The organism is Vibrio sp. SCSIO 43135, from assembly GCF_023716665.1.
Classification (GTDB): Bacteria; Pseudomonadota; Gammaproteobacteria; order Enterobacterales; family Vibrionaceae; genus Vibrio; species Vibrio paucivorans.
In genome coordinates this window covers 190,650-216,794 of sequence record NZ_CP071860.1, presented here as the reverse complement: position 1 = coordinate 216,794, position 26,145 = coordinate 190,650, and the positions used below count along the sequence as shown (strand labels likewise).

Genomic DNA, 26,145 nt, shown 5'->3' with positions numbered 1-26,145 from the left:
TGATTTCGGCTGCATACTAGTTTCACAGCAAGAAAATACGCACATACAGATCACATTATTAATGTTGAATTATGCAAATATTGATAAAAATCCGTGAAGTTTGAATCAATGTTCTAATTTCAATAAAAAGCGGTAACTTATATTAATTACCAATAGATATACCCAAGTAACCATACATTCACAAAATAATTAAAAATATTTTCCGACATCACTTAAACAGAATATTAAATACTGAAATTCAAATATTAGAATAAAGCTTACCTAGATTGTAAATTCGGCAATAAATAATAAAGTTCGTCTATAAAAAATCGATTCATATAAATTTACATCATACATAAGCAACAAAGTAGTTGGCTCAAATTAAAGTGTGCTAGTCTTACCGCAACTCAACCACGAGATAACAACTACAATGAAAATTTTCAGTAACTTCGAAAGCGGCAACATTCATGTCGTGTCTGCCGATTCACCGCAAAACATTCAGCTGACTATCCCTGCCGATAATCAAACCGAGATATCCCAGTGGTTTCACTTCCGCTTAGAAAGCGAAGCACAAAAGCCACACCACTTTACCATCAGTGAGCTCGCGACTTCTGCTTACCCAGAGGGCTGGAAAGACTACGATGTAGTTGCATCATACGACCGCGAAGAGTGGTTCCGAATTCCAGCTCAATTCGATGGTAACTCACTCGTTTTCGATATCATCCCTGAATTCGATTCTATGTACTTCGCTTACTTTGCGCCGTACTCATACGATCGCCACCAAGATCTACTGCACGGTGCACAAATGCACCCAGCATGTAAGCTAGAAACACTAGGCCACACGCTAGACAATAACGACATCAGCCTGCTCACTATTGGTGAGCCAAGCCCAGAGAAGAAAAACATCTGGGTTATTGGTCGTCAGCACCCTGGTGAAACAATGGCAGAATGGTTTATCGAAGGATTCTTACAACGCCTGTTGGATGAAACTGACACGGTTGGTCGCTCCCTGCTAGATAACGTGGTTATTCGCGTTGTACCAAACATGAACCCAGATGGCAGTATCCGTGGTCACTTGCGCACTAACGGCATTGGCGTAAACCTAAACCGTGAATGGCAAACCCCGTCCACGGATCGCAGCCCAGAAGTCTTTCTTGTAAGAGAGCGTATGCTTGAAACAGGCGTTGACATGTTCTTGGATATTCACGGTGACGAAGCAATTCCATACAACTTTGTCGCAGGCAGCGAAGGTATTCCATCCTACGATGAGCGCCTAGCTCGCTTGGAAAATCACTTCAAACAAGCGCTTCTAACGATCACTCCAGAATTCCAAGACGAATTTGGTTACGACAAAGACGAGCCTGGCAAAGCGAACCTAACTGTAGGTTCAAACTGGGTCGGTGAGCAGTTCAAATGTTTGTCTTACACCGTTGAGATGCCATTTAAAGATCACATCAGCCACGCAGACGAGCTTTACGGTTGGTCTCCAGAGCGCAGTGTCGCATTCGGTCATGACATGCTCGCAGCAGTATGGGCGACAGTCGGTGAGCTATAAGCCATCGCAGATTTAACGCCAAGTGATAAATGAAAAAGCCCGATACTTTCTGTATCAGGCTTTTTAGTATTTTGGTTTTCAGTCCGCTCTTTTCAGTGAAGCAACAAGCTCGCAGCAACTCCATGGTTCGCGTTTAGGAGAAGCTTAAGTGCGGCTCTTACTTGCTTCGACTTGAGACTCGAACTCGTCAATTTTTGCTAAGAAAGCCGCCTTGTCCTCGTCCGAAATCGAACGAGCAATAGGAAGGTCTACCTTCATAGGGTCTACAGGACGGTTTCTTACTAACACTTCAAAATGCAGATGAGGACCAGTTAGCCGGCCAGTCGCACCAGAAATCGCGATTTTTTGTCCACGCTTAACTTCTTGTCCTTTTTTCACGAGAAAGCTGTCTAAGTGTAAATAGCGAGTGGTATAAACGCTGTTATGTTGAATAACCAAATATTTCCCTGCATAAGGGTGATTCCTAATCGCTGTGACTCTCCCATCTCCAGTTGAGTATATGTAAGCCCCCACCGGAGTGGCGAAGTCAGTACCATTATGTGGTGCAATTCTCCCCGTTACTGGGTGCTTACGTTTAGGATTAAACGCCGAGGTGATTCGACGATACTGCTTATCTACCGGATAACGATTAAACGCGCGTTCAAGACTGTTACCCTCCTTGTCATAGAAGCGACCATCTTCCGCTAGATATGCTGATATTTCTCCACTGGCCAATTTGAAAGACACGGCTTGAACTTCGCTGTTGCCCGTTTCATGATCCCCGAGATATTGGCGTTTAACCAATACATCAAACTTGTCACCAGCACGCAGTGCTCGTGAGAAGTCTATTTTGTCGCGCAATACTTGAGTGATGTTAGCGATTTGAGCGGAAGACAGACCTATGTTGTACGCCGACAATGAAAAGCTGCCGTTAATGGTCCCTGAATATATCGTGTCTCGCCATTCACTTGGGAGTTCATTAAATGCGTAGCTGAACTCTCCATCCTCACTGCGAGTGTAAACCGCCTGCTCAACGAGGCTTATATGATAGATCAAAGAGAGAAGCTCACCATTTTCGCTGTCTATGACCAATTCTAAATGCTCTCCAGGCTTGATCATATCGAGTTGGAGGTGTGCTAGATCCGCAGATAATACCTGCTGTAGCGTTTGGTACGACAGCTTCCAAGAAGAGAAAATATCACTCAAGGTATCGCCGACTTTAACAATGTAATGCACACGAATAGGCTTCGGTTCTACATCTTGCTCAGGTGCTGGCGTGATAACGACTTGCATGGATTGATCATCACTCTGAATAGGGTGAGATTGGTGCTCAATATCAGGAATAAAGTAAGCGATAGATAAGGCAATGACTGCCGTGGAGAAAGCTATTGCTTTGAAGTTTTTCATGAGAACAGTACTGGATGACACTTTAGTTTGATATGTTATAACATATCAAACTAAAGATAAAGCAAATGTGATGCGGTTAATGTCTCACTGAAGAGCGTACTCAACTAAGACATCATCAGGCAGCATTGGTTTCGAATATAGGATCTTCTCAATTATGGAAAAATGTAATCATGTTTTACTGGTTGCCGGAACTCATGGCAATGAACTCTCTGGGATATACCTTCACAAGCTCATCAGGGAGCGACTCTATGATGCAAGCCGCTCAACGTTTTCGACCGATTTGACCCTCGCGAACCCGGAAGCGGTGCAACAAAATGTTCGCTACATAGACTCAGACCTCAACCGAGAATTTTCCACTGACCACAATCCTGAGCCTCATGCCACACACGAGAGAAAGCTTGCTCAGAAAATAGGCGCAGAAACAGCAAAAGCCGAGACGCAGCTGGTTATAGACCTTCATAATACAACGAGCAATATGGGAGCCACGCTTATCTTGCTGTCCGACAGCTTCTTCTACAAAAGAATGGGAGCTTACGTTAAACAACGTATGCCTGAAGCAAACATTTTGTTCGAAAGCAGAAAGCCATGGAATGAGCAACCCTACCTGTGCACATCAGGTCAATACGGAGTCATGATTGAAGTCGGATCTCAAGCCCACGGCTCATTGAAATTCGACACTCTAGAACTCATGAAAGAAATGCTCACGGCCGTATTAGATTACCTTGAGTCACATAATTTAAATGAAATGATGGAGCTTAAGGATTACTGCGCATTCAACTACATCAAAGAAGTCGCCATTCCACTCGATCGCGACGGTATGCGAATCGCAACTGTACACCCAACAATTTGTGGTAAGGATTTTGAGGTGGTCAAACAGGGAGAGCCGCTTTTAGCAACTTTCTTTGGGTACGACATTTACTGGGAAGGCAGCCACGATGTATACCCGCACTTCATAAACGAAAGTGCTTACTGTATGGCAAATATTGCTATGGCACTGGCAGAAAAACGCTTAGTTTCTGTTAATTAGTAAAAAGCCCCTGTACTTCGCCAAACATAAGGCAAGTACAGGGGTATCATTGAACCATCATTCTAGTGCTGAGCAATAATACACTGAAGCAATTGCTTTTCTATATTGTCATCCACACTACTGGCGATGATCTCAATCCGCGTTTCCATGCATTCATCTAACTCAGACTCACTCAAACCATCTTCAGTTAAGTTATAGCCAAATATCCCATCTTGCGTGATAAACACCGCTTTCATGCGCTCAGCTCGGATTCCAACTAACAATCTAACCAAGCGTTCACGATCAAAGACTTTTTGCGGAGAGAACCTCCACCCGATACTTTGAAAGCCTTCTCCCTCATTCATCGCTTTAACGACACCTTCCTTTGGCATCGGTATTTCTGATGCTAAAGGTTTGTCACTCGCATGATGATGGTGATGATGTGGTGGGTGCTCATGAATAGTGGTCTCACCTTCAAACTCGGTAAACGGAATCACACCATGCTTAGCAAAAACCACTTTAGTGTTTGGTCGCCCGACTTCTGCTACGTAAGCTTCTAGCTTCTGGGCATCGCCGGTTTGATACAGATCGAGCTTGTTACCGACCACAGTATCGGCAATCGCGATTTGCTGGTTGAATGTATCATGTTCTGTGTAACGCACATCCGCAAGCTTGCGCGCGTCGACCAAAGTGATGTTCTTTTGTAGTGAAAGCACTTGGCGATAATACTCAGTCGACAGCACTTGAAGCACTTCTTTTGGGTGACCAAGTCCTGTTGGCTCAATTAGCAGACGGTCTGGTTTTGCTTCACTTAACAGCTGATTCAATGCGATTTGCATTGGCAACCCAGCCACACAGCACATGCAGCCCCCCGGAACTTCGCGAATGAAGACTTGCTTATCTTCATTGTGTTGCCCTTTCACTAGGCTTCCATCCACACCAATTTCGCCGAATTCGTTCACTAACACCGCCCAGCGCTCATTCTCTGGCTTGTTCGCCATTAAATTTAAAATTGCTGAGGTCTTTCCCACCCCGAAAAATCCGGTAATGATGTTGGTGGGAACAGCACGTATCAGCTGGTTCTTAGAGCTCATTAGCAATTCTCCTGTAGCCTTGCACCAGCTCGTGGTTTGCTGAAACCACAGACTCTGAAAATGCCGAATATTCCGGTGGCACTTTCGAGATGCTGTTCAAATCAAAATCAGCACCAATGTTCGTCATCGGCGGAACATGGAAATTCTCTGGCAAGTCTAGGCCATCCACCACACAGTTATGGCGAATCACACACCCCTTACCAATCACTGCGTCAAACACCACCGAGTTAAACCCAATGAACACGTCATCGCTAACTTCACATGGGCCATGGATAATAGATCGGTGTGCTATGGATGAGCGCTCTCCGACGGTAACAGCACCACCAGCTTTTGAGTGGATAACCACGCCATCTTGAATATTAGTATCGCGTTTGATAACGATGGCTTCCATATCACCTTGCTCGTTCACTTCATCGGCACGAATCACCGCGTAAGGACCAATAAAAACATTATCTTCAATGATCACTCTGCCACAGATAATCGCCGTCGGATCGATGAACGCCGTTTCCGAAACTTTAGGCATGTGGCCAGTGGGATTTCTTCTTAACATTTTGATTTCTCTTCATACGGTGCCTCAAAGGCACTCTAGCTACGACAATCTTACTTCGACAAATAAAGCTCAACGAAAGCATTACATCTCTCGACCATACGCCTTATCGGTCGAACACCAACCTCATTGCTTGGGCAGCTTTCTCGTTCACTTTCTGGTCGGCATACACCAATCCGCCATTGACCCAAGTTTTCTTGATTTGCGCTGAGAACTGATGTCCTGAAAACGGTGACCAACCACAGTGGTACAAGCTATTTTCATTGGTCACAAGGGTTGGCGAGCCTGCATCCACCAGCACCAAATCAGCAAAATATCCTTCACGGATAAAACCTCGCTGCTCAATACCGTAGCGAATAGCTGGGTTATGTGCCGTTTTTTGAACCACTTGCTCCATTGTCATGTGCCCTCGAGTGACTTGGTCAAACAAGGTGAGCAAAGCATGCTGCACTAACGGTAAACCTGCTGGCGCTTGATCGTAAGGCACCTGTTTTTCTTCCCAAGTGTGTGGCGCATGGTCAGTCGCGATAATGTCTATTTGCCCTGAGTTCAATGCTTTTAGTAGCGCCTCACGGTCACTTGGGTATTTCACGGCAGGGTTACATTTAATTTGGTTTCCGCGCACTGCATAGTCTTCGTTGCTAAACCACAAATGGTGCACACACGCTTCAGCGGTAATGTTTTTGTTCTCAATAGGGCCAACCTCAAACAGTGCCAGCTCTTTTGCTGTTGTAATGTGCAGAACATGCAGCTGACTGTTGTGCTTCTTAGCAAGCTCTACTGCATAAGAAGATGACGCATAACACGCTTGGTCATCGCGCAATACAGGATGATCTTCGATAGTGAATTCTGATTTCTCTTTGAGCAGTCGCTGCTTGTTTTGCGCAATCACAGGACCGCTTTCGCAATGCGTTACGATAAGCACTGGTGAATCACGGAAAATCTCTTCTAAAGCTTGAGGGGCTTCTACCAATAAATCCCCCGTCGAAGCGCCCATGAAGACTTTCACGCCACAGTGCTTCTTAGGGTCAAGCTGTTTGATTTGTTCAAGGTTGTCTTCGGTCGCACCGAGGTAGAAAGAGTAGTTTGCGAGGGAGTTCTGCCCGGCAATCGCGAATTTGCGTTCTAGCGCCTCAATCGTTGTGGTCGCAGGGCTGACGTTCGGCATCTCCATATAGCTTGTGATACCTCCAGCAACCGCAGCTCTAGATTCTGTCGCAATCGAGCCTTTATGCGTCAACCCCGGCTCACGAAAATGTACTTGATCGTCAATCATACCGGGAATCAGATAACACCCATCCGCATCAATCACCGTATCTTCAGATGCTGCCGTTATATCGGTTGAGATGGTTTCGATTCGCTGACCGACAATTCGCAAATCGGTCTCGGTAATGGCCCCTTCGTTGACGATAAGGGCGTTTTTAATCAATGTTGCGGGCATAGTGGCTCATGATCTCCATGCTGATGAGACTGATGGTTTGAAGAGGAAAAAGATCGCGAAAGCGTATCGATGAATACAGCGATAGGACAAAGCAAAGTAACAATCACGCCTCACTAGATTTGGCACACTCATCGCAAACACACTTGATTTCTAACTGAGGGCTAATGACTGTAAAACCTTCTTGCTTTGCGTGGGATTTAAGCCCTTCGATCAACGCAGGTGCAATGGCTTGTTCGCTTATTTTGTTGCACTTGGAACAAATAAGAAATTGAGCGACACCATGTTCATGGTCACAAAGGATATGAGAACAAACGATATATTTATTAGAAACTTTAAGCTTATGTGCTAAATGCACGCCTTCGAGAAAATCTAAGATTCGATATACAGACATAGCCTGAATATTCTGCTCATAACGCTCTTTGCAATAGTCGACTAACTCATAAGCCGATAAAGCTCGATCTGCATCAACTAGGGCGCGCAGTACGAGCTTTCTTTTCGAGGTCAGGTACTTACCTTTCGCCTTTAAGTTTTGTTCAACTCGTTTTAAGGTAGATTCTAGATCTTGCATACATTGCCTTACAAATTCCCATTAATTTGTTACGTTATAACATATCATTTATAACTGTCAGAGTGAACCCTCTTGTCCGTACGTTTCAGGCCGACTTCTTAAGATCACAATTTATTAACAAAATTTCATATCAAGAAAGCATTCGATTTAGAATAAAAACTCAATCACTTATCACGATAAAAATTACCCATCACACAAAGGAAGAGTTATGGACGACTTACTAGCAGAGTTTCCCGTTATCATTGAAATTCCCGTGGCTTGGGGGGAAATGGACGCACTGCAACATGTGAATAACGCAGTCTACTTCCGCTACTTTGAATCGGCTCGGTTAGCGTATTTTGAAAAGATCGGACTGTTGGTGGATATTGCGCATAGCCAAATAGGTCCCGTTTTGGGCGAGACCAGTTGCCGTTATAAATTGCCAATCACCTTCCCAGATACCTTACGTGTGGGAACGAAAGTAGTCGATGTTCAAAGCGATCGATTTACAATGGAATATAAGATCGTTAGCAAAGGGCAATCTCGGGTCAGTACCGTAGGCCACGCTACTTGTGTCATGTTTGACTTCAAAAACCAGACTAAAGCGAAACTACCCGAGCCCATTAAGCAGGCTATCCTAGCGCTCGAAGAGCAATCCACATCATGACAGCCTAGGTAAATTAACTAACCTCCCTCAAGCAATAAAACCACTTGTGATCGAGTTGTTTCCCCTGATTAAATAAAAAAGCGAGAAGCTAACGGGCTCCTCGCTTTTTCGTGTCACTCCACCATCAATGCTGGCTCTACCAACCATCTCTAGTACGAACAAAACGGTTTTTTACCAAGATGCCCGCACACAGCTCCGACTCCAGATGTTTAAACTTGAGAGGTGATTGAAGTTCACCAAATAGCGGGATACCACCACCAAGTAAAGTAGGAATGGTGGTAATGATCATTTCGTCGATCAAGTCTTGAGCTAAGAAGTTCTGAATCGTCACACCGCCGTCGATGTATAAGTCTTGGTAACCTTGCTCATTGAGTCTCGCGACCACTTCTTTCAGTTCACCTTTTACCAAAAACACCTTGTCTTGGTATTGCTCAGGGACAGACGTCATTGTATTACTCAGCACAAATACAGGCTTGCTATACGGCCAATCACCACCAAAGCTTGCCACCATATCAAAGGTATTTCGCCCCATAACCAAGGCATCTACTCTCTCCATGAAGTCGGCAAACCCAAAATCAGAACCCTCCGGGTTTGGCACTTCATGTAGCCAATCCACCTGATTATTTTTGTCTGCGATGTAGCCGTCTAAGCTAGTTGCGATGTAAACAATATTCGCCATGATGAGCTCCTATTTACTCTGAGCAAAGGAAGAAGATACGTTGAGGTTCGAGACCAAAACAACTATAATTCTACACTGTAGAATTATAGTTTAAAGATCATCGTCTATGAGTGTCAACATGAAAAAACGCGGAAGACCATCAGCTGACAGAGTAAAACTCAATCAACAACAGATCATTGAGTGTGCGAAATCTATGATGCAGGAAAGTGGAAAACTACCCAGTATCAGGCAATTAGCGTCCAATTTAGGGGTCGATGCGATGGCAATTTACCACTACTTTGCCAACAAAAATGCGCTGCTCGAAGCAATGACGATTTCACTGATCGAAAACTTATATCAACCCATCAATGGGCCAGATTGGCAGCAGGAGCTTGAACAACTTTGCGTCAGTTATCTCGGGCTACTGAGCCAGTATTCAGGCTTGTTAGAAACATTGCTATCAATGAGTTCCGATGGACCAGCACGAGTGTTCAACGACAAGTTATCTACGATTTTTTCGGGGCTGAACTTACCTGCAGATCAAGAGCAGCACACCCGTGATTTATTAGTCGATTACCTACATGGGTTTGCATTAGCTATGCGCTGCCACAACGAACAACACACTCAGCAACTAGACAGCAGTATGATTAAAGGTCCGTTACAGCTCATTATTCGCTCCACCAACTCTAACAGAGCTTAGTCAGGCGTTAAGAGCTAGACACTTGCTCAATCCAGTCCGATAAACAGCGAGCTTGCTTGAAGGCATCAAAGTTATTGATGACATGCTGACGCGCAGCCCTTCCCATCAACGTGCGCTGTTTGCTAGTTAATTGAGAGAACTGTTCAATGGCTTGTGCGAGCTGACTGGCATCCTTTTCATCCACTAGGTAGCCAGTCCCTGGCACAACGATCTCTTTACAACCCATGATGTTTGAAGTGATGACAGGGGTACCTGATGCCATCGCCTCTTTAAGCACTAAAGGGCCTGTGTCTACACAGCCTGAATCCGAAAAACAAAATGGGGCAACCAAACAGTCATAAGTCTGTAGGGCTTCCAACACTTGTTGATGAGGTTTTGCTCCTAGGAATCGAACGCTATCACCTAAATTTAGTTGTTTGGTAAGCTGCTGCAATTGAGACTGCTGCTCCCCAGTACCAATAATATCTAACCTGATAGAGGTACGACGCGTACGCTTTGCCGATAACAACTCTGCTAATGCTTGCAACAAGAAATGGACACCTTTGGTTTCAACTAATCGCCCCACGAACACCAAATGCAAACCGTCACTTTGCTTTCGCTCTAGGTGTGGGATCTGATCGAGCTTCACTCCACAATGCAGATACTTGATATTAGATGGAAAAGTACGCTGAAAGTCGTGATACATATCTCGGCAGACTGCGACCGAAAAATCACTGAATCTGAGCTTTTGGTCGATATCAAATGCTGATTCGTAAACATCATGTCCGTGTCCGACAAAGGAACAACCAATACCTAACAGTTTAGACGCCACAATCGCATGTGCCGTGGTATGTTGGCAAAAGTGAGCATGAGCATGAGTCACACCCTGTTTGGAAAGCTGCAACGCCAGTTGAGCACCATAATAAAGCAGAGAACGTTTTGGCAAAGATGATTGGCTACAGACAAATGACACCGCATGGATAACATTAGGCACTTTAAACAAACTCAATACATGCCAGTCCAACGCGCAACCAATTTCTTCTACATCATAATCAAACTCTATCTTGGAGGGCTCTTTTTCGAATGTCATGACACAAACCTGATGCCCGCACGCATGTAACGCATCCACTTCTGTTTGGATAAACGTTTCGCTCAGCACTGGGTATGTTGGCGTGATAAATGCCACCTTCTTCATCCCGACCTCCATATAGGATTGTCTTCCATTTTTAGGAGTAAGCAACTTTCGCACCTGATTAAAACACCCTACTTATCTGATAGTTAAGGGATGAGGCTTGTCATTTCTCATTTTGAGAATCAATTTCAACGATATTCCACTCACTTCACTGCCGCTGCCTTTGCATTTTGACAAGTTAACCAACAAATACATATAAAACAAATAGATAGCTATTGGCACATATCCTGCTCCCTGTTAATAGCAATACAAGTTATTCGCAAACTAGGTTAAACGCAGACTAAATCAGTCACGAAGAAGAACAGATAAAGAGAGTGTTGGCTATGAATAAAGTATCGGTGATCATCCCCACTTATAACTGTAAACAGTATCTCAATAAGGCGTTATCCAGCGTAGTAGAGCAAAGCCACCGTGATTTGGAAGTCATCGTCATTGACGACAACAGCAACGATGGTTCAGACGAACTACTCCAATATTGGGCAAGTGTAGATTCTCGTATCAAGGTATTGAATCAGCCCGGTTTGGGCGCATCGATGGCGAGAAACATAGGTATTGCACAAGCCACAGGCGATTACATCGCGTTTTTAGATGCGGATGATTTTTGGCTACCCAATAAGATTGTCGATCAACTGGAACTGCATCAATTCTACCCAGAGATCGCACTCAGCTTCACCAACTACAATCACCTGACAGAAAGCTATCAAGAGATCATCGACTGCTTTGGCTACTGGGACAAATTCCAATCAGAAACACGCCGGTTCTTGCTCCTCGAACAACCGCTCGACTTTATTATCGCCAATAACATTATCGGTACCTCCACAGTGATGGTGAAAACAGATGTGCTCAAGCAGATGAAGCCGTTTGATTCCAGCTTTACCTATTGTGAGGACTGGGAGTTGTGGCTGAGGATTTGTGAGAAACATTCGGTCGCCGCACTCAACTCGGTAAAAACGGGTTATCTAATGCGCCAAGGCTCTCAGACTCAATCGCATGAAAAGCGCCTTGCCAATTTGGCCTGTATCGAAAATATCTTGGAAAAGTATCAGGGCTATACGCACTCTCAGCGCCCCATTCGCATCGCACAGGCTCGCTTACTGGAAGGCTACGCTGACTACCATCGAGAACTAAGCCAACACCTCACCGCAATGAAGTTGCAATGCCGCTCTATGTTTGCCCACCCTCAACCAAGAAAGCTCCGCAGCATACTAGGTGATTGCAAACGTTCACTGCTCACACTCGCTCCGGCTTGTCGCTAAAGGAAGGTGAACTGTGGGCGCATTATCTCAATCAGTTTATTACGCCATCGGTATCATCATGATGAAAGGGGTCTCGCTATTGATGATCCCCTACCTCACTCGCACACTTACTGTCGCTGAGTTTGGGGCCTTAGAGTCTTTGGTTTTACTGGCCGATATCGGCACAATTTTATTCAGCTTTGGCTTGGTCGATGCCATGTATCGCTATGTTGGTACTGCAGAGGGTAAACACAAGCAGCAACTCATTTCGAACTGCTTTAGCCTTAGCTGTTTATTGGCGCTGATTGGAGCAGTTGCCATCGCTTTATCGCTTAATAGCCTTGTCGCTATCCTTCCTGCTCGATTTGAACCATATCAGCTTTTGCTACTAGCGATTCCTATTTTGTTGGACGGGCTAATTTCGATTCCACTGACGTTAATGCGTATGCAGTCGATGGCGAAAAAATTCTGTCAATTGAATGTGGCAAAAGCGCTGATTCAAGCTCTGCTTACATTTGTTTTAATGGAGCAAGGCTATGGGATTGATGCGGTATTGATCGCAGCGTGTTTATCGAGCATTTTCCTCGCGCTGGCTCTGGTTCGCTTCCAATGGCAGCAAATGGAAAGATTCGGACACTTTGCCGATTCCGCCATGTTACTTCGCTTTGGTTTGCCTGTTTTAGTCGGCTCCGTATCGGTTTATATGATTACCGGGCTAGATCGATGGCTGTTAGCCGAGTTTGTAGGTGTCGAACAGCTGGCAGTGTATGCCATCGCGGTAAAATTCGCCCTGTTGCTTCCGCTTATATTACAGCCCTATGCGCTATGGTGGTTTCCAAACCGTATTCCTACGTTACAGAAACCTGATGGTGAGAAAAAGTGTGCAGAGATGGCGATTCTAGGCGTTAACTTCTGCATCATTGTCGCGCTGTGTATGGCGCTTACCGTACCTAGTTTTCTTTCTCTGATACTACCCGCTGAATACCATAACGCTGGGTTAATCACTGTGGCGCTGCTGATGGTCAATACGATAAAGAATGCTGGAGATTACTTAAATCTTGGCTGCTATTGTGGTGAATCGAGCCAAACCCAAATGTGGATCCATGCATTTTGCGCCGCTCTCGCTGTGGCCGGTTATTTCTATTGGGTACCAAGCTATGGTTTGTGGGCGACAGTATCCGTGCTGGCGGGTGTCTACTTGATTCGGCTAATGCTGATTTACTTGGCCTCTCAATCGATTAAGCCGCTGCAATACGCTCACCGACAGTGGCTCATCACGTTAGCCATATCTATCACAGCTTGGTCACTGCACCAGTTCGTTTCACCTTCCTTACCAGTTTTCGCCACCTTTCTGCTCGGAGGGGTAATTGGAATCGCCAGTATCGCCCTATTTGCTGGGCTCGGTATCCTGCCAATTTGGGAGCCTATTAAGCAGCGACTTGCCAGTCGACGAAAATCGCAGCCCACCTCCATTCAGTAAAACATTTCTAAGTAACAAAAACTGGCCATGAGGTCGCTTGGTCAAGGCGCGTGTAAAGAAAACACGGCTGATAGCTATCACCTATTAATATGATTTAGAGAAGCGATTTTCTTCGCTGCGGAAGGTTCATTATTCTAGCCACAATCTCGAATTTTGATGGACTGTTCCCCCATGACAAACAAAGCACTAATTGTTGAAGGTGGCGCGATGCGCGGTATTTTCGCCAGTGGCGTATTGGATGCATTTATGCAACAGGCTTATATGCCCTACGACTTTGCTATTGGTGTATCCGCTGGCGCTTCAAACTTAGTCGGCTATCTTGCTAACGTACCGCAACGTAGTTTAAACGTGATCACTGAGCTCGCAACAGACACCGCCTTTTTCAATCCCGCGCGTTTTGCAAAAGGAGGAAATCTGGTTGATGTAAAGTGGCTTTGGGAGCAATCTAATATTCGCTTTCCACTTGATAGCAAAACCCTTTTTAGTTCCATTCCAATGTATGCTGCCGTCACTAATATTGAAACGGGCTACGCAGAGTATTATCACGTTCAACCAGATAACTTAGGGCGTGTCATCGAGGCCACAGCAGCACTGCCGATAGCCTATCGCGATACGCCTTGCTTCTCCGGTCGTTGCTTCGCTGATGGCGGTGTATCGGACTCCATTCCGGTGGAAGAAGCCTATCGACGTGGTGCAACGGAAATTACCGTCATACTGTCTCATCCACTCAATTATCAGATGAGCCCGACTAAATACCCTTGGTTGGTAAAAAAGCTTCTCGCCAAACACCCACAAATCGCACAAGCGATGTTGGTTCGAGCAGAAAACTACAACCGCTCACTGGAATTCATTCGCCAACCGCCAAAAGGCGTTACTGTTCGTGTTATTGCACCGCCAGAAGACTTTGCGGTAAAGCGACTGACGATGAATAAGAAGACTTTAGAGCAGGGTTACCAAATGGGGCTAACCGCTGGCCAAGCGCATTTAGCCAGTCAGCAAGGCACCTATGGCCTTAGTGAGGAAAACTGCCATTTCTGTGTTTAGGGTAGGCAAAGAACGAGCGCTTACGAACACCTCATTCACGGCAAATTAATTGTCACATTTCCATACGATTTATATGTGCTACTGTCGCATATGGTTACCTCGCCTATGCTACAGTGGCGGCAAACTTATAAACCATATCCTTTTCGATGAACAAACACGTTCTATCTTCACTTTTACTTGGGTTGGCTTGCGCAGCTGGAACATTCATCCTGTTTCGAACCATTCAAATGACACCATTCTTAATGATGATTGGTGAAGAAACCCTGCAACCACACGATGCTCGTTTTTGGTTACTGCTGCCACATGATCTGTTTTTCGTGACGTTATCTTACGGCCTATGGCTTGCCATCGGTATCAAGTGCTGTGGCCGTACGATATTGAACAAACCTTATCTGGCGTTATTCCAACTTCTTCCCGCGTTAGGTGTTCTTTGGGTTCTAGGCTTACCAACCCACTTCACATCTCCCTATGCTGCGTCAACATCGTTATTTACTGTTTATGCATGCTTTGCCTTGTATGGTATCGGCCGTGCCATAGCTAGATACAAGCAATAGTTTGACCTCGACAGACCAAACAATATCGGCAGCATGGAGCACTATCCGCTTGAACTTACAAAGTGAGTTTTAACATTATTGTAAAATTCTGATTGCCTAACCAAGTGGATTGCTTCACATTAGCCGAGTGAGGTTCTATTGGGCAGGTGAATAATGTCGACAGCAAGTTTTTTACGTTTGGTCTGTTTAGCTTCGATTTGGGGTGCGTCATTTTTATTTATGCGTATCGCCGCTCATAGCTTTGGCCCGGCTTATCTGATTGAAGCGAGAGTCGGTTTTGCGGCATTGAGCTTATTGCTGGTTGCTATCTACCTAAAACGTAAGCTGCCATTTATACAGCACCCTCGCCACTTCTTCACTATTGGGCTATTTAATACTGCGTTGCCTTTCCTGCTGTTCGCTTACTCAGCTCAAACGCTTAATGCCTCTACCCTATCAATACTCAATTCGACTGCAGCGATCTGGGGAGCAGTCATCGGCTTCTTCTGGCATAAAAGCCCACTTTCGTTCAAAGCCATATCTGGTTTAGCCCTTGGTGTACTAGGGGTAGCAATATTAGTAGGCTGGGATGCGATGCGAATTGGTGAAGGGGCAACACTGCCTATCATCGCAGGGGTAATGGCGGCCTGTTGTTATGGCATTGCGACCAATTACGCTAAGAATGCCCCGCAGGTATCAGCGTTCGATAATGCTCACGGAAATATGTGGGCAGCAGTATTAATCGTGTTACCACTGCTCCCTTTCATTCCCATGCGCGTCGTACCAACGGAAACAGAGATTCTTGCGGTTGTTGCGTTGGGCGTTCTGTGTACCGGTGTCGCCTACTTGCTCTATTTCCGTTTGATTGCAGATATTGGCCCAGCTTCCGCGTTATCGGTCACGTTCTTAATTCCCGTATTTGGCATTTTGTGGGGTTACCTCATCTTAGATGAACCTATTGGAATCAATACCATTGCGGGCACCATTTTGGTGCTTTCCGGCACCATGATGGTGACAGGATTCTCACCGACTCAACTCATCCGAAAGAGCGCCGAGGCAAGCTAAATGTCGTTAAGACGTCAGTGCTAACGTCATAAACTGGCTATTGGGGTCGAGTTGGTAATCTCCGAAAGGTTCGCAGTATTGGAAACCATGCTTTTCATACAGCTTACGTGCGGGTTTAAAGAATTCCATCGACCCCGTTTCAAGGCTCAACCTCTGATAACCTCGCGATTTAGACTCTGAAATAATGTAATTAAGCAGCTGCGATGCTACGCCTTTATTGCGTGCCGCTGTACTTGTTCGCATCGATTTAAGCTCAGCATGCTGCTCGTCTAATACCTTAATCGCAGCGCAACCTAACAGTGTGCTGCCATCCCACCCAGTCCAAAATGTTACGCTAGGATCTTTCAATGCTGTGAGGTCTAATGCATGAACACTTTCAGGAGGCGACGTCGCGTTCATATCCTCTAAGTGTTCCTGCAATAACTGAATCACACCCGATGAGGTGATTGGGTCTATTTTGATGTCCATCTTGTTTTAAAATCTCCATAACCAACAAAGACAAAAGCAGTAAAAGCAAAACCTGTGCCCGTCATGAGATATTTTTCTTTCCTTTCCGGTCACTTTACTTACACGCTACTTCACCGATACTCTAGCAACTGGCGCAAACCATGGACCCGGTTAGCTGTCGGACACTTTATCAATAGGGAAATACGCTTGTCTCACTACCTTATTACCGCCATCGCGTTAATCGCTTTTGCCGCCAACTCGCTCCTATGTCGATTGGCATTAGCGCAAGGTGCGATAGACGCAGGCTCGTTTACCGCTATTCGCTTGATTTCAGGTGCATTGACCTTACTCGTCATTCACTTACTTCTTCAACGTAAAGAACGCGTTAGCCTCACCGACAACAAATCATTATTGTTCCTCGGTGGTGTCGCCTTGTTTATCTATGCCATCACCTTTTCCTTTGCCTATCTTGAGCTTGCTACCGGAACGGGAGCATTACTGCTGTTTGGTTCGGTGCAACTCACGATGATTTCCGTTCATCTGCTACGAGGAAATCGACTCAATAAGTTCGAATGGCTAGGACTCATCACCGCTATGGTTGGGTTCATTCTATTAATGTTGCCTTCTGCCACCGCTCCTGATTTGTGGTCTGCTGTACTGATGGTCGTCTCGGGGATCGCATGGGCGGCTTTTAGCATGTTAGGCCAACGAGCGTCCTCTCCGAGAATAGGCACCACCCAAGGGTTTATCAGCGCAGCTGTGATCATACTGCTTTGCTCCCCATGGTTAATCGAGTTGGACAGCATCACAGCTGCTGGCGCGTTATGGGCGACAGTGTCTGGTGTCGTCGCATCAGCAATGGGGTATGTTGTATGGTACTCCGCCATCAAGTCACTATCGCTACTTCAGGCATCAGTGGCGCAACTTTGTGTTCCTGTGATCGCTTTGTTCGCTGGTGTAGCCTTACTTGGTGAACAGTTGAATACCGTTTTACTGGTGTCTAGCGCGCTAATTTTAGGTGGAATTGCGCTACTGTTTATTCGCAAAAATGGCTAGCGCTGGATTTATCTCACTTCGTAGATCGCTTACTATCAGCAGCGTACCACCAGTTAAGGACTGTTATGAAAGCGCTCAATGACCTGAATATTTTTGTTGAAACGGCCCGACAAGGCAGCTTTTCCAGTGCTGCACACAGCATGGATATGACGCCAGCCGCCATCAGTGCCAGCGTCAAAAGGTTAGAAGAGCAAATCGGTTTTCCACTTTTCGTGCGTTCAACCCGAAGCCTACGCTTAACCAGTGAAGGGGAAATCTTTCTCGACAAAACCACGCAAGCACTCAGCACACTTCAAGATGGCCTCGACTTGGTATCTTCTTCACGCGGTGAGTTATCTGGTAACTTACACCTCAGCGCACCGTCTGATTTTGGCCGTAACTTGTTGATTTACTGGATTGACGAGTTTATTGATTCTCACCCCAATGTGTCTGTGAAAGTTGAATTGTCCGACAGCCTAACCAACATGTATTCAAAGCCCGTGGATATTGCGATTCGCTACGGTGAGCCAGCAGAATCTAATCTCATTGCTATCCCAATGTGTCCAGACAATGCCCGAGTGCTTTGCGCCTCTCCGGAATATATCAGTAAACATCCTCCAATCACCAAACCGGAAGATCTGCTGTCACATAACTGCTTGTGCTACATGACGTCCGACAGCCTTTACAACAACTGGCCATTAACCAGTGGTGAGCAACAAACATCCCTACTGGTGAAAGGGACGCCTTCTAGTAACGACAGTGACGTTATTCATCGCTTGGCGGTGCATGGTCGTGGAATTGCCAACAAGTCTCTCATGGATGTCAGCCAAGATCTGATTGATGGCAAGCTAGTACGCATACTGCCAGAATGGGACGGAGAAAATGCCCCACTTTACATGGTGTGTGCTGATCGCAGGGTTCTAAGCCCGACCATTCGAAAGTTTCAGCAGTTTATTCAAGAAAAGTGCTGCGCTCAACGTGCAACCGCGTTAGCCGAGATCAAATAAACTCAGTCCCCAAAATGCAAAAAGAGGCGCTTACTGCGCCTCGTTGTCTTTTGTATCTACAGATGCTGTTAGCCGATAAAGCTAAGTGGTCTCATCTGAACGTACTCTAATAGCTCTTCTTCTTTGCATTTCGCGCTGAACGCGGTGAGGTGTTCACTTTGTAAATGCACATCTAAACTCTCTTGCGAGCACCAAATCTCCTGCATGATGAACAGGCCATCGATGTTTTGATCTTTATACAGTTCGTACTGACAACAACCATTTTCTTCGCGTGTTGGTGTTAACAGCTCTGTTAAGAGCTGCTCTACTTTCTGCTCCTGCCCTTGAGCAGCCTTAATTTCTGCAATCAAGTGGACCATGGATTAGCACTCCGTGAAGACTTGAGACTCATCCCAGCGAGATTTTGGTAGCGCCGCGTTGAAATCGTCTTCGCTACGGTAGCCAAGCGGTACGATCACTGCACTAGTATAACCTTGCTCACGTAAACCAAACTCTTCATCCAGCACTTTCGCATTAAAGCCTTCAATTGGTACTGCATCTAAGCCTAGGCTTGAAGCGCCCAGTAGCAATGTGCCTACGTTCAAGTAAACCTGTTTCTCCATCCAATGATTCGCATCTTTTAGATCAAAACGGTGCATGTTTACAAAGAAAGAACGGCCGCCGTGCATGCCTTGCTTGCTTTCTTCGTTGTCAAAACGGCCAGCTTGAGTTTCTGACTCTAGCAATTCCAATAGGTACTGTTCGTCGATGCTGGTTTTAGCGGCAAACACCACAACATGAGACGCATCTAGAATTTTACGCGTATTGAACTCAAAACCGCCTTGAGTTGATTTTGCGATACGCTCTTTACCTTCTTCTGTGCTAGCGACGATGAAGTGCCATGGCTGAGAGTTCACACTCGATGGGCTCATGCGGATCAGATCTTTTACCGCCTGAACATGTTCTTCAGACAGTTTCTTAGTTGGGTTAAACGCTTTTGTTGAGTAACGAGTTTTAGCATTTTGAACAATATTCATTGGGATACCTTTAAGAATCATGTTTTTCGTATCGCTGTATGCGGTAACAATCTTGGTGTGAGGAGAGAATAGTGCAAACCGTCAGAACGAAAAACCACGTGTCTTTTGAATCATTTTCAAAAAATAATTGAAAATGAATCGCGGGAACAAATTCGCGAAGATTTACACTCTTAGCATTCCCAATTAACCAGAATTCAGCCAAGATAGGAGCCCTACCTCTAGCCGTACTCCAAAGGGATTTCAGTCATGACTCACGCTGCCCAATCATTTGTTGATAAAGGGATTAAATACACACCACATTACTTTGATGTGCCACTCAACCACCAAGATCAAAACGCGACTCGACTGACAATCTTTGCACGCGAGGTGAGCCTTGCGTCTGATACAGATAGCGAAAAGCCTTGGTTAGTTTATTTTCAAGGTGGGCCAGGTTTTCCATCACCAAGGCCAAACGGCACTTCAGGTTGGTTAAACCGAGCGTTGCAAGATTACCGAGTGTTGCTGCTCGATCAGCGTGGTACTGGCAACAGTAGCGTTATCTCTCATCAAACGCTGGCCTCTATGACCTCAGAGCAGCAAGCTGAATACCTAAGTCACTTCAGGTCTGATAATATTGTTCGTGATGCCGAGATAATTCGTCAGCAGTTAGGTGTCGAAAAGTGGGCAATCTTAGGCCAAAGCTTTGGTGGTTTCTGTTCCATCACTTACCTATCTATGTTCCCTCAAAGCCTATTGCGCTCATACATCACCGGTGGTGTACCATCAACCACTCGCCATGCCGATGACGTTTATCAAGCAACCTTTGCACGGACTTTAGAGAAGAACCAAGCATTCTTTGCCCAATTCCCTCAAGCACAAGCGCTTTGCCAAAAGATTGCTACTCACCTGGTTAATAACGTCGAGCAGCTACCAAATGGCCAGCGTTTTACCGCAGAACAGTTCCAGCAATTGGGTATTAATTTCGGCATGAGCGATACCTTCTTACCTATGTACTATTCACTGGAAAATGCATTTGTCGAAGTGGATGGAAAGGAAGTGCTGCGTTATGAGTTTCTTAACGAGATGCTGGCTCAGCAGTCTTTTCAAACTAACCCTATCTACGCGATTTTGCACGAATCGATTTATTGCCAGAATACGGCTTCTAATTGGTCGGCACATCGCGTTCGTCAGCAACACGATCAGTTCAATTATGAGCCGGGTAAACCCTTTTTGTTTACCGGCGAAATGGTCTTCCCGTGGATGTTTGAGCAATATGAATGCTTAAAGCCTCTGCAAACCGCGGCGCAAATGTTAGCTGAGAAGTCCGACTGGACACCGCTCTACAATGATGAAGTGCTCGCAACGAATACTGTGCCGGTTAGCTGCGCGGTGTACGCCGATGATATGTTTGTTGAAATGGATATCAGCCGTGAAACACTGAAGAAGATCCCGAACTCAAAAGCATGGATCACCAATGAATATGAGCACAATGGGGTAAGAGCCGATGGAGAGCGGATTCTCGATAAGCTTATCGAAATGGGTGATCAAACGGCTGCAAACCTAATGGCGCAACAGTAATCATCTAGATAATTGCGGCTCATTGTGTCGTCAAAAATCATAAGCCTCGCCATGCGGGGCTTTTTCTTTCCCGCTAGACACTTGGTAGCCCGCTAAAAACAATTGAATGATGTCATCAAGCAGAGCACTTCTCACTTCTGGCTCTGCAACCGGCGTATTAGACACCAACTGCGGCCACAAAAAATGCCCCTGGTATAGACACATCAGCATTTTAGTCATTTTCGCAGCATCACCTTCTATCAACTTACCGTCTTTTATGGCTGCTTGGATCCACTTTTCTAGCTCATCATCCCGTCGGTGGATTAAGCGCAAATACTCTTGGGCAAGCTCAGGCTCACGAATAAACTCGCTGATCAGCATTCTTGCGAGAGGCATACCAAACTCTTCATAAAGTGCATCGAGCTTAACTTCCATATGACGTTTGAGCTGACTCGCTAATGGCTCTGCTGAGTCATAATTGAGTATGAGCTTGTCGCGAAAGCTGTGGACAATGTGGCTCATTGCTTCAATAAACAAGGTCTGCTTATTTTCGAAGTGGCGATACAAAGTACGCTTCGACACTCCGGCCTGCTCGCATAACCTGTCCATATTGGCCGCTACATAGCCATGCTCTACGAATTCCTGTTGAGCCGCTTCCATTATGGCTAAGCGCTTTTTCTCACTCACTTTCATCTTTTTGCCGCCGACGTCGTCTTATCTGGTGGGCAAGAGTAGTCCATTAAATTCAAAAAGTACACTTTCAAGTTTACTTTTTGAAATTCAGGAGTAAGATGGCCGCGCTGATCAAAGTGGATCAGTGGGTGTTTGCTCCTAGGGCAAACGTATTACCGATGACAATTTGTCACCATTGATGAAGACATAAATGAAGCGTCCGCTATATTCCTTACTGCTTTCCCTGTTGGTTTCACCTTCAGTATTTGCCAGCTCTTTTTCTCTACCAATTTGGAAAGAAAAAGCTGAAGCACTCGGCTACGAGTTACCTAAGCCAATCGGCTTTAACATCAGCTACATGAGCATGGAACAGGGAATCAGTGTTGACTCAATTATGTTGAAAGGACTCGACATTCCAGGCCTCGCACTGGATGCCCAAGACGGAACCCAAAAAACAGAAGTGGTGTCATTTCGTGCCGATGTCTGGCTGTTTCCGTTTCTGAACGTTTACGCTCTGTTTGGGATCCTTGAAGGCTATTCTCAAACCGATGTAGATGCGTCGTTAACCATGAACATTCCACCACTGTTTCCAGGTGGAAAACCGCATGAATATACCGTAAATGGTACGATCAACGATTTCCGCCTTGATTTAGATGGCTACACCAAGGGTGTCGGCTTTGTTCTAGCTGGAGGGTACGGCAACTGGTTCGGGCTAGTCGATGCCAGCTACACCCAAAGTGATTTAACCATTATCGACGGCCAGATCGATGCCATTGTGGTATCACCACGTGTGGGGTATGACTTTAATACCCACGATGTACCGCTACGAGTTTGGGTAGGTGCAATGTACCAAGATGTTGAACAACATCTTTCTGGTAGTGTCGCAGATCTTGGTTTACCGCCTGGGCTTGCAGGGATTGTTCCAAGTGATGCTCGTTTTGAAGTCACCCAACATCTCACCACTCCGTGGAACCCATTGGTTGGTATGCAATATCAAATCAATAAGGATTGGTATTTACTCGGAGAAGCTGGATTCGGTGATCGCCAGAGTATTTTCTTCTCCATTGACCGTCGATTCTAAGCACCACTATGACACGTTTTACGATAGCGATATTGTCCACAGCACTGACTCTGCCAGCAATGGCAGAAGAACCTCAGTCTTGGTTGGACAAGATGTTGGTCGCACTGGGTTCAAGTGATGAAGTGGATCATTCCAAAGCCATTGATTGGGGAGTCCTGCCCGGCCCTTTCTTCAATCCTGAACAAGGGTTAGGTATTGGGGTTGCCGCAGTGGGTTTATATACCCCTTATGACTGGAATCCAACCACCCCGTATTCAACCTTAACGATCAGTTCTTACGGCTCGACATCGGGCTCGTATGGTTTGGTCGCCAATAACCGGACTTATTTAAATAACGATAAAGTTCGCCTACTTGTAGAAGGCGGGCTGAGCCATTCACCAGGTTACTATTGGGGAGTAGGCAGAGCTCAGGCAGAGGATGAATCCAATAAAACTGAATACGATGTGCAGCGTTTCAGCTTCGCTCCAAAGGTTGCATTGGAAGTTCTCCCCGAAACTTACCTAATGGCTGGCTGGAACTACCAACACTTCTCAGCACTCGACGCCGATCCAGGGGCGTTTACGCCCAATGATTTAGAACAAAGCCAGATCAGTGGACCAACAATCGCACTCGGCTACGACAGTCGAGATTTTGAACCTAACCCAAGGAAAGGTTCCTACTTGAGTGTTGAGTGGAGTGACTTCAACCAACGCTATGGTGGTGACTATGACTTCACTCAGCTAACCCTGAATGCTCGCCAATATTGGTCGCTCAACAGCGCCAGCATTATTGCATGGGATCTTTATAGCCAGCGTGTTGAAGGCGACATCCCATGGTATGGCTATTCTCAGCTCGGTGATGACAAGCGCATGCGCGGTTATTACCAAGGGCAATACCGAGATGAAAATCAGATTTCGACTCAAGTAGAGCTGCGCCACAGCTTTAATGAAAGACACGGCATGGTCGCATGGGTGGGAGCAGGTAATATCGCGCCTGAATATAATCAACTTTTTGATGACACATGGTTACCCACTTTAGGCGTAGGCTATCGGTTCGCCTTTAAAGCCCGCATCAACGTCCGCGTCGATCTGGGTATTGGTAAAGACAGCACTGGTTTCTATTTCAATATTAATGAAGCATTCTAAGAGGACTTGATCTAATGAAGTTTCGAATGACACGTACACTCTCACTGCTTACTGTACTACTTGGTTTATCAACGCAAGTATTTGCGCTCGAAGCCCCAGTAGGTGTGAGGCCATGCTGCGCTTTCGGCAAAGACCTCAAAGCCAAGCTAGTAGGCGTACCGGTACCATTCTTTTCATTAGGCAATACGCTTGATGCCGATGATATTGGCGATCATAAATACAATGATGGCAGCAGTTCAGTATCCGCAAGTTTGCTGGGGATGGCCGATGAGAAAAACGGTTTAATCTTCACAGAAAAAGGCGGTTTCATCGATACTGCCCATGTGCGTGATACGGCCGATTACACATACTACTTGTTCCACCAGAATCAGCAGCACTTCGGCCAAGATCATTACATTGAACTGCCCGATGAACTGAGAACGCGTCGGATTCAGTGGCATGCTCATGAAAATAGCCAATTGACCGCACAGCAACGGTTGAAGATGGAAGTGCAGTCGGCATCGTTGATTGCCTTTAGGCTGGCGCAATGGCACGAGATAGCGCAATGGTTCGGCATGATCTCTGTGGGTGGCTTTGATGAACTGGCCTCTGCGTTTTCTTCCGAAGATTTGTACTCCAACATGTTAGGCGCTCAGTTGGCGAGCGCTATCTTGCTCGATAACCCTAACCTTTCCAGTTCGGAGTTCGCTGAAAGGATGGATGACGCCTTCGCACAGGCACTAAACAACCTCAAGGCTCAACCGAAATCCGTCACCGATGAGAAAATTGAACAGCTTGATGGCAAGTGGTGGGATAGCAGTAAGCGCTTACCTAACAAATGGGCCGTTCTGTTCCGAGACTATCGCTTTGGCTTGACGCTGACACCCAATTATTCAGGTTCAAGCCATGAGTTAAGCTTACCTTCGCAGTTTGATAATGGTGATGACATAGAGCAGTGGGTAAGCCTAGAGCTACACAAAAGCGACCTAGAAAAACACTTCGAGGCACTACCGGACAACAAAAAGCAACAAGAGGTTTGGTACACCGACGACTTCCAACCGCTGGCGGATTTTGCCAAGCAAGCCGACGAAGCCGAATATCGGCAGATACTCGAAGGCAAGTAACGCTCGAACACACGCAAGGTGGTAACCGACCTACCACCTTGTAAAGATAACTTAACAACTCATCGTCATACAGAATCTCCCCCAAACCTCGACATCATCGAGTGAAAACTCCATCTTATGCTCCGTTTTGCTAAGTGAGCGAATTATCGCTTAGCGTTTTGTATTACTTCTAGGATGGAGGTCTTTTGTATGGACGATAACCATACTATACGGGAAAACATGCTGGCACTGATTTTAGGCAGTGCGTTGGTGTCGTTGGGCGTAATCTTTTTTAACCAGGTCGGTTTACTGACCGGGGGCACGGCTGGATTAGCTATATTTCTAACCAAGACCACTTCGTTTAGCTTCGGACAAATCTTTTTCGCGCTGAATCTTCCCTTCTATATATTGTCGGTGACCCGAATGGGATGGCGCTTTACCATCAATACATTTGTGGCCGTCACTATTGTCTCGCTCGCGGTGGATCACCTTTACCACGTGATTCAAATATCGAGCATTAACCCTTTCTATGCAGCAGCATTGGGTGGTGGTTTAATCGGCATGGGAATGCTGGTGATCTTCAGACACAAAATGAGCCTTGGCGGGTTCAATATTCTCGCTCTATTTCTACAGGAACGCTTTGGTATTCGCGCCGGTAAAGTACAAATGGCACTCGACTGCAGCATTGTTATCATGTCGCTGTTTATCGTTAACATTGAGTTGATCTTGCTGTCGGTACTCGGCGCTGTGGTCACCAACCTCATTCTAGCGATGAACCACAAACCTGGTCGCTACCAACCTCAAGTCGCTTCTTAATCAACCGTTTAACCTATTCGGCTGATGACTTTACGAACACCCAAGTGAATAAAACCTGACTATTTATTCACTTGGTGCTTGCCTCCGCCTTGATATGCACATGATTTCTCATGTGATAATAATCTCAGTTATTGTAAATAATTAAAATTTAATCTGTTAAATATATGGTTATCTAGATGCAATAACCAATAAACAGTGTTAATGAGTGGTTAAATAAAATT

27 protein-coding genes are annotated in these 26,145 nt (G+C 45.7%); 16 read left to right on the top strand and 11 right to left on the bottom strand.

Translation table 11 applies throughout. The features are described 5' to 3' along the window. The first annotated feature begins 409 nt into the window (after positions 1-409). Positions 410-1,534, top strand: coding sequence for a M14 family metallopeptidase (locus J4N42_RS15385; protein ID WP_252033151.1), 1,125 nt, complete (start codon positions 410-412; stop codon positions 1,532-1,534). A gap of 144 nt (positions 1,535-1,678) precedes the next feature. Here the strand turns inward: J4N42_RS15385 and J4N42_RS15380 are convergent, their stop codons facing one another. Then, entirely contained in the window at positions 1,679-2,920 is a 1,242-nt protein-coding gene (locus J4N42_RS15380) for a peptidoglycan DD-metalloendopeptidase family protein (protein ID WP_252033149.1), read from the bottom strand. 154 nt (positions 2,921-3,074) lie between these two features. On the opposite strand from J4N42_RS15380, the gene J4N42_RS15375 reads away from it, so the two are divergent. Beyond that, on the top strand, positions 3,075-3,947 hold the full coding sequence (locus J4N42_RS15375) for an aspartoacylase (RefSeq protein WP_252033147.1): 873 nt from the start codon (positions 3,075-3,077) through the stop codon (positions 3,945-3,947). A gap of 62 nt (positions 3,948-4,009) precedes the next feature. Here the strand turns inward: J4N42_RS15375 and J4N42_RS15370 are convergent, their stop codons facing one another. From J4N42_RS15370 to J4N42_RS15355, 4 genes are all read right to left on the bottom strand, one after another. Then, entirely contained in the window at positions 4,010-5,020 is a 1,011-nt protein-coding gene (locus J4N42_RS15370) for a CobW family GTP-binding protein (RefSeq protein ID WP_252033145.1), read from the bottom strand. Further along, positions 5,010-5,570: an LbetaH domain-containing protein gene (locus J4N42_RS15365; RefSeq protein ID WP_252033143.1), complete on the bottom strand. Its 561-nt coding sequence runs from the start codon at positions 5,568-5,570 to the stop codon at positions 5,010-5,012. The genes J4N42_RS15370 and J4N42_RS15365 overlap by 11 nt, the downstream gene beginning before the upstream one ends. A 103-nt stretch (positions 5,571-5,673) precedes the next feature. Continuing rightward, a complete protein-coding gene (locus J4N42_RS15360) occupies positions 5,674-7,008 on the bottom strand; it encodes a dihydroorotase (protein ID WP_252033141.1) in 1,335 nt (444 codons plus the stop codon). A gap of 103 nt (positions 7,009-7,111) precedes the next feature. Next, positions 7,112-7,576 (bottom strand): Fur family transcriptional regulator, encoded by a 465-nt coding sequence (locus J4N42_RS15355; protein ID WP_252033139.1) that lies wholly within the window; start codon positions 7,574-7,576, stop codon positions 7,112-7,114. A 208-nt stretch (positions 7,577-7,784) separates the two neighbouring features. Between J4N42_RS15355 and J4N42_RS15350 the strand changes: the two genes are divergently transcribed. Further along, positions 7,785-8,222 carry an acyl-CoA thioesterase gene (locus J4N42_RS15350; RefSeq protein WP_252033137.1) on the top strand — a complete coding sequence of 146 codons (438 nt, stop codon included), beginning with the start codon at positions 7,785-7,787 and terminating at the stop codon, positions 8,220-8,222. Positions 8,223-8,358: 136 nt separating this feature from the next. Here the strand turns inward: J4N42_RS15350 and J4N42_RS15345 are convergent, their stop codons facing one another. Continuing rightward, positions 8,359-8,901 (bottom strand): dihydrofolate reductase family protein, encoded by a 543-nt coding sequence (locus J4N42_RS15345; protein ID WP_252033135.1) that lies wholly within the window; start codon positions 8,899-8,901, stop codon positions 8,359-8,361. A 106-nt stretch (positions 8,902-9,007) separates the two neighbouring features. Here J4N42_RS15345 and J4N42_RS15340 point away from each other — a divergent pair, with 106 nt between their 5' ends. After that, positions 9,008-9,580, top strand: a complete 573-nt coding sequence (locus J4N42_RS15340) for a TetR/AcrR family transcriptional regulator (RefSeq protein WP_252033134.1) — start codon at positions 9,008-9,010, stop codon at positions 9,578-9,580. Positions 9,581-9,587: 7 nt separating this feature from the next. Here J4N42_RS15340 and J4N42_RS15335 read toward each other — a convergent pair whose 3' ends face one another. Beyond that, positions 9,588-10,754, bottom strand: a complete 1,167-nt coding sequence (locus tag J4N42_RS15335) for a glycosyltransferase family 4 protein (RefSeq protein ID WP_252033132.1) — start codon at positions 10,752-10,754, stop codon at positions 9,588-9,590. Between the two features lie 320 nt (positions 10,755-11,074). Between J4N42_RS15335 and J4N42_RS15330 the strand changes: the two genes are divergently transcribed. The 5 genes from J4N42_RS15330 (at position 11,075) to J4N42_RS15310 (ending at position 16,108) form a co-directional block, all read left to right on the top strand. Continuing rightward, complete coding sequence (locus J4N42_RS15330; RefSeq protein ID WP_252033130.1) at positions 11,075-12,007, top strand: glycosyltransferase family 2 protein; 933 nt, start codon at positions 11,075-11,077, stop codon at positions 12,005-12,007. Between the two features lie 13 nt (positions 12,008-12,020). Beyond that, the gene (locus tag J4N42_RS15325) at positions 12,021-13,466 is read left to right on the top strand and encodes a lipopolysaccharide biosynthesis protein (protein WP_252033128.1); all 1,446 of its coding nucleotides are present in this window, start codon (positions 12,021-12,023) and stop codon (positions 13,464-13,466) included. 171 nt (positions 13,467-13,637) lie between these two features. Further along, the gene (locus tag J4N42_RS15320) at positions 13,638-14,510 is read left to right on the top strand and encodes a patatin-like phospholipase family protein (RefSeq protein WP_252033126.1); all 873 of its coding nucleotides are present in this window, start codon (positions 13,638-13,640) and stop codon (positions 14,508-14,510) included. Positions 14,511-14,737: 227 nt separating this feature from the next. After that, on the top strand, positions 14,738-15,064 hold the full coding sequence (locus J4N42_RS15315; protein ID WP_252033124.1) for a hypothetical protein: 327 nt from the start codon (positions 14,738-14,740) through the stop codon (positions 15,062-15,064). A gap of 153 nt (positions 15,065-15,217) precedes the next feature. Continuing rightward, positions 15,218-16,108: a DMT family transporter gene (locus J4N42_RS15310; protein WP_252033122.1), complete on the top strand. Its 891-nt coding sequence runs from the start codon at positions 15,218-15,220 to the stop codon at positions 16,106-16,108. 6 nt (positions 16,109-16,114) lie between these two features. Here the strand turns inward: J4N42_RS15310 and J4N42_RS15305 are convergent, their stop codons facing one another. Beyond that, positions 16,115-16,576, bottom strand: coding sequence for a GNAT family N-acetyltransferase (locus tag J4N42_RS15305; protein WP_252033120.1), 462 nt, complete (start codon positions 16,574-16,576; stop codon positions 16,115-16,117). A 186-nt stretch (positions 16,577-16,762) separates the two neighbouring features. Here J4N42_RS15305 and J4N42_RS15300 point away from each other — a divergent pair, with 186 nt between their 5' ends. Together J4N42_RS15300 and J4N42_RS15295 are read left to right on the top strand one after the other, a co-directional pair. Further along, a complete protein-coding gene (locus tag J4N42_RS15300) occupies positions 16,763-17,611 on the top strand; it encodes a DMT family transporter (RefSeq protein ID WP_252033119.1) in 849 nt (282 codons plus the stop codon). A gap of 65 nt (positions 17,612-17,676) precedes the next feature. Further along, a complete protein-coding gene (locus J4N42_RS15295) occupies positions 17,677-18,597 on the top strand; it encodes a LysR family transcriptional regulator (protein ID WP_252033117.1) in 921 nt (306 codons plus the stop codon). Between the two features lie 68 nt (positions 18,598-18,665). On the opposite strand, the gene J4N42_RS15290 is transcribed toward J4N42_RS15295, so the two are convergent. Then, a complete protein-coding gene (locus tag J4N42_RS15290) occupies positions 18,666-18,956 on the bottom strand; it encodes a putative quinol monooxygenase (RefSeq protein ID WP_252033115.1) in 291 nt (96 codons plus the stop codon). Positions 18,957-18,959: 3 nt separating this feature from the next. Beyond that, entirely contained in the window at positions 18,960-19,613 is a 654-nt protein-coding gene (gene nfsB, locus J4N42_RS15285) for an oxygen-insensitive NAD(P)H nitroreductase (RefSeq protein WP_252033113.1), read from the bottom strand. Between the two features lie 246 nt (positions 19,614-19,859). On the opposite strand from nfsB, the gene J4N42_RS15280 reads away from it, so the two are divergent. Continuing rightward, complete coding sequence (locus tag J4N42_RS15280; RefSeq protein ID WP_252033112.1) at positions 19,860-21,170, top strand: alpha/beta fold hydrolase; 1,311 nt, start codon at positions 19,860-19,862, stop codon at positions 21,168-21,170. A gap of 30 nt (positions 21,171-21,200) precedes the next feature. Here the strand turns inward: J4N42_RS15280 and J4N42_RS15275 are convergent, their stop codons facing one another. After that, on the bottom strand, positions 21,201-21,842 hold the full coding sequence (locus J4N42_RS15275; protein ID WP_252033111.1) for a TetR/AcrR family transcriptional regulator: 642 nt from the start codon (positions 21,840-21,842) through the stop codon (positions 21,201-21,203). 190 nt (positions 21,843-22,032) lie between these two features. Here J4N42_RS15275 and J4N42_RS15270 point away from each other — a divergent pair, with 190 nt between their 5' ends. The 4 genes from J4N42_RS15270 (at position 22,033) to J4N42_RS15255 (ending at position 25,924) form a co-directional block, all read left to right on the top strand. After that, positions 22,033-22,902 carry a TonB-dependent receptor gene (locus J4N42_RS15270; protein WP_252033110.1) on the top strand — a complete coding sequence of 290 codons (870 nt, stop codon included), beginning with the start codon at positions 22,033-22,035 and terminating at the stop codon, positions 22,900-22,902. Between the two features lie 8 nt (positions 22,903-22,910). After that, positions 22,911-24,026: a BamA/TamA family outer membrane protein gene (locus J4N42_RS15265; RefSeq protein WP_252033109.1), complete on the top strand. Its 1,116-nt coding sequence runs from the start codon at positions 22,911-22,913 to the stop codon at positions 24,024-24,026. Between the two features lie 26 nt (positions 24,027-24,052). Next, positions 24,053-25,129 (top strand): DUF4056 domain-containing protein, encoded by a 1,077-nt coding sequence (locus J4N42_RS15260; protein ID WP_252033108.1) that lies wholly within the window; start codon positions 24,053-24,055, stop codon positions 25,127-25,129. Positions 25,130-25,318: 189 nt separating this feature from the next. Further along, on the top strand, positions 25,319-25,924 hold the full coding sequence (locus J4N42_RS15255) for a DUF6198 family protein (RefSeq protein ID WP_252033107.1): 606 nt from the start codon (positions 25,319-25,321) through the stop codon (positions 25,922-25,924). Positions 25,925-26,145: the final 221 nt, after the last annotated feature.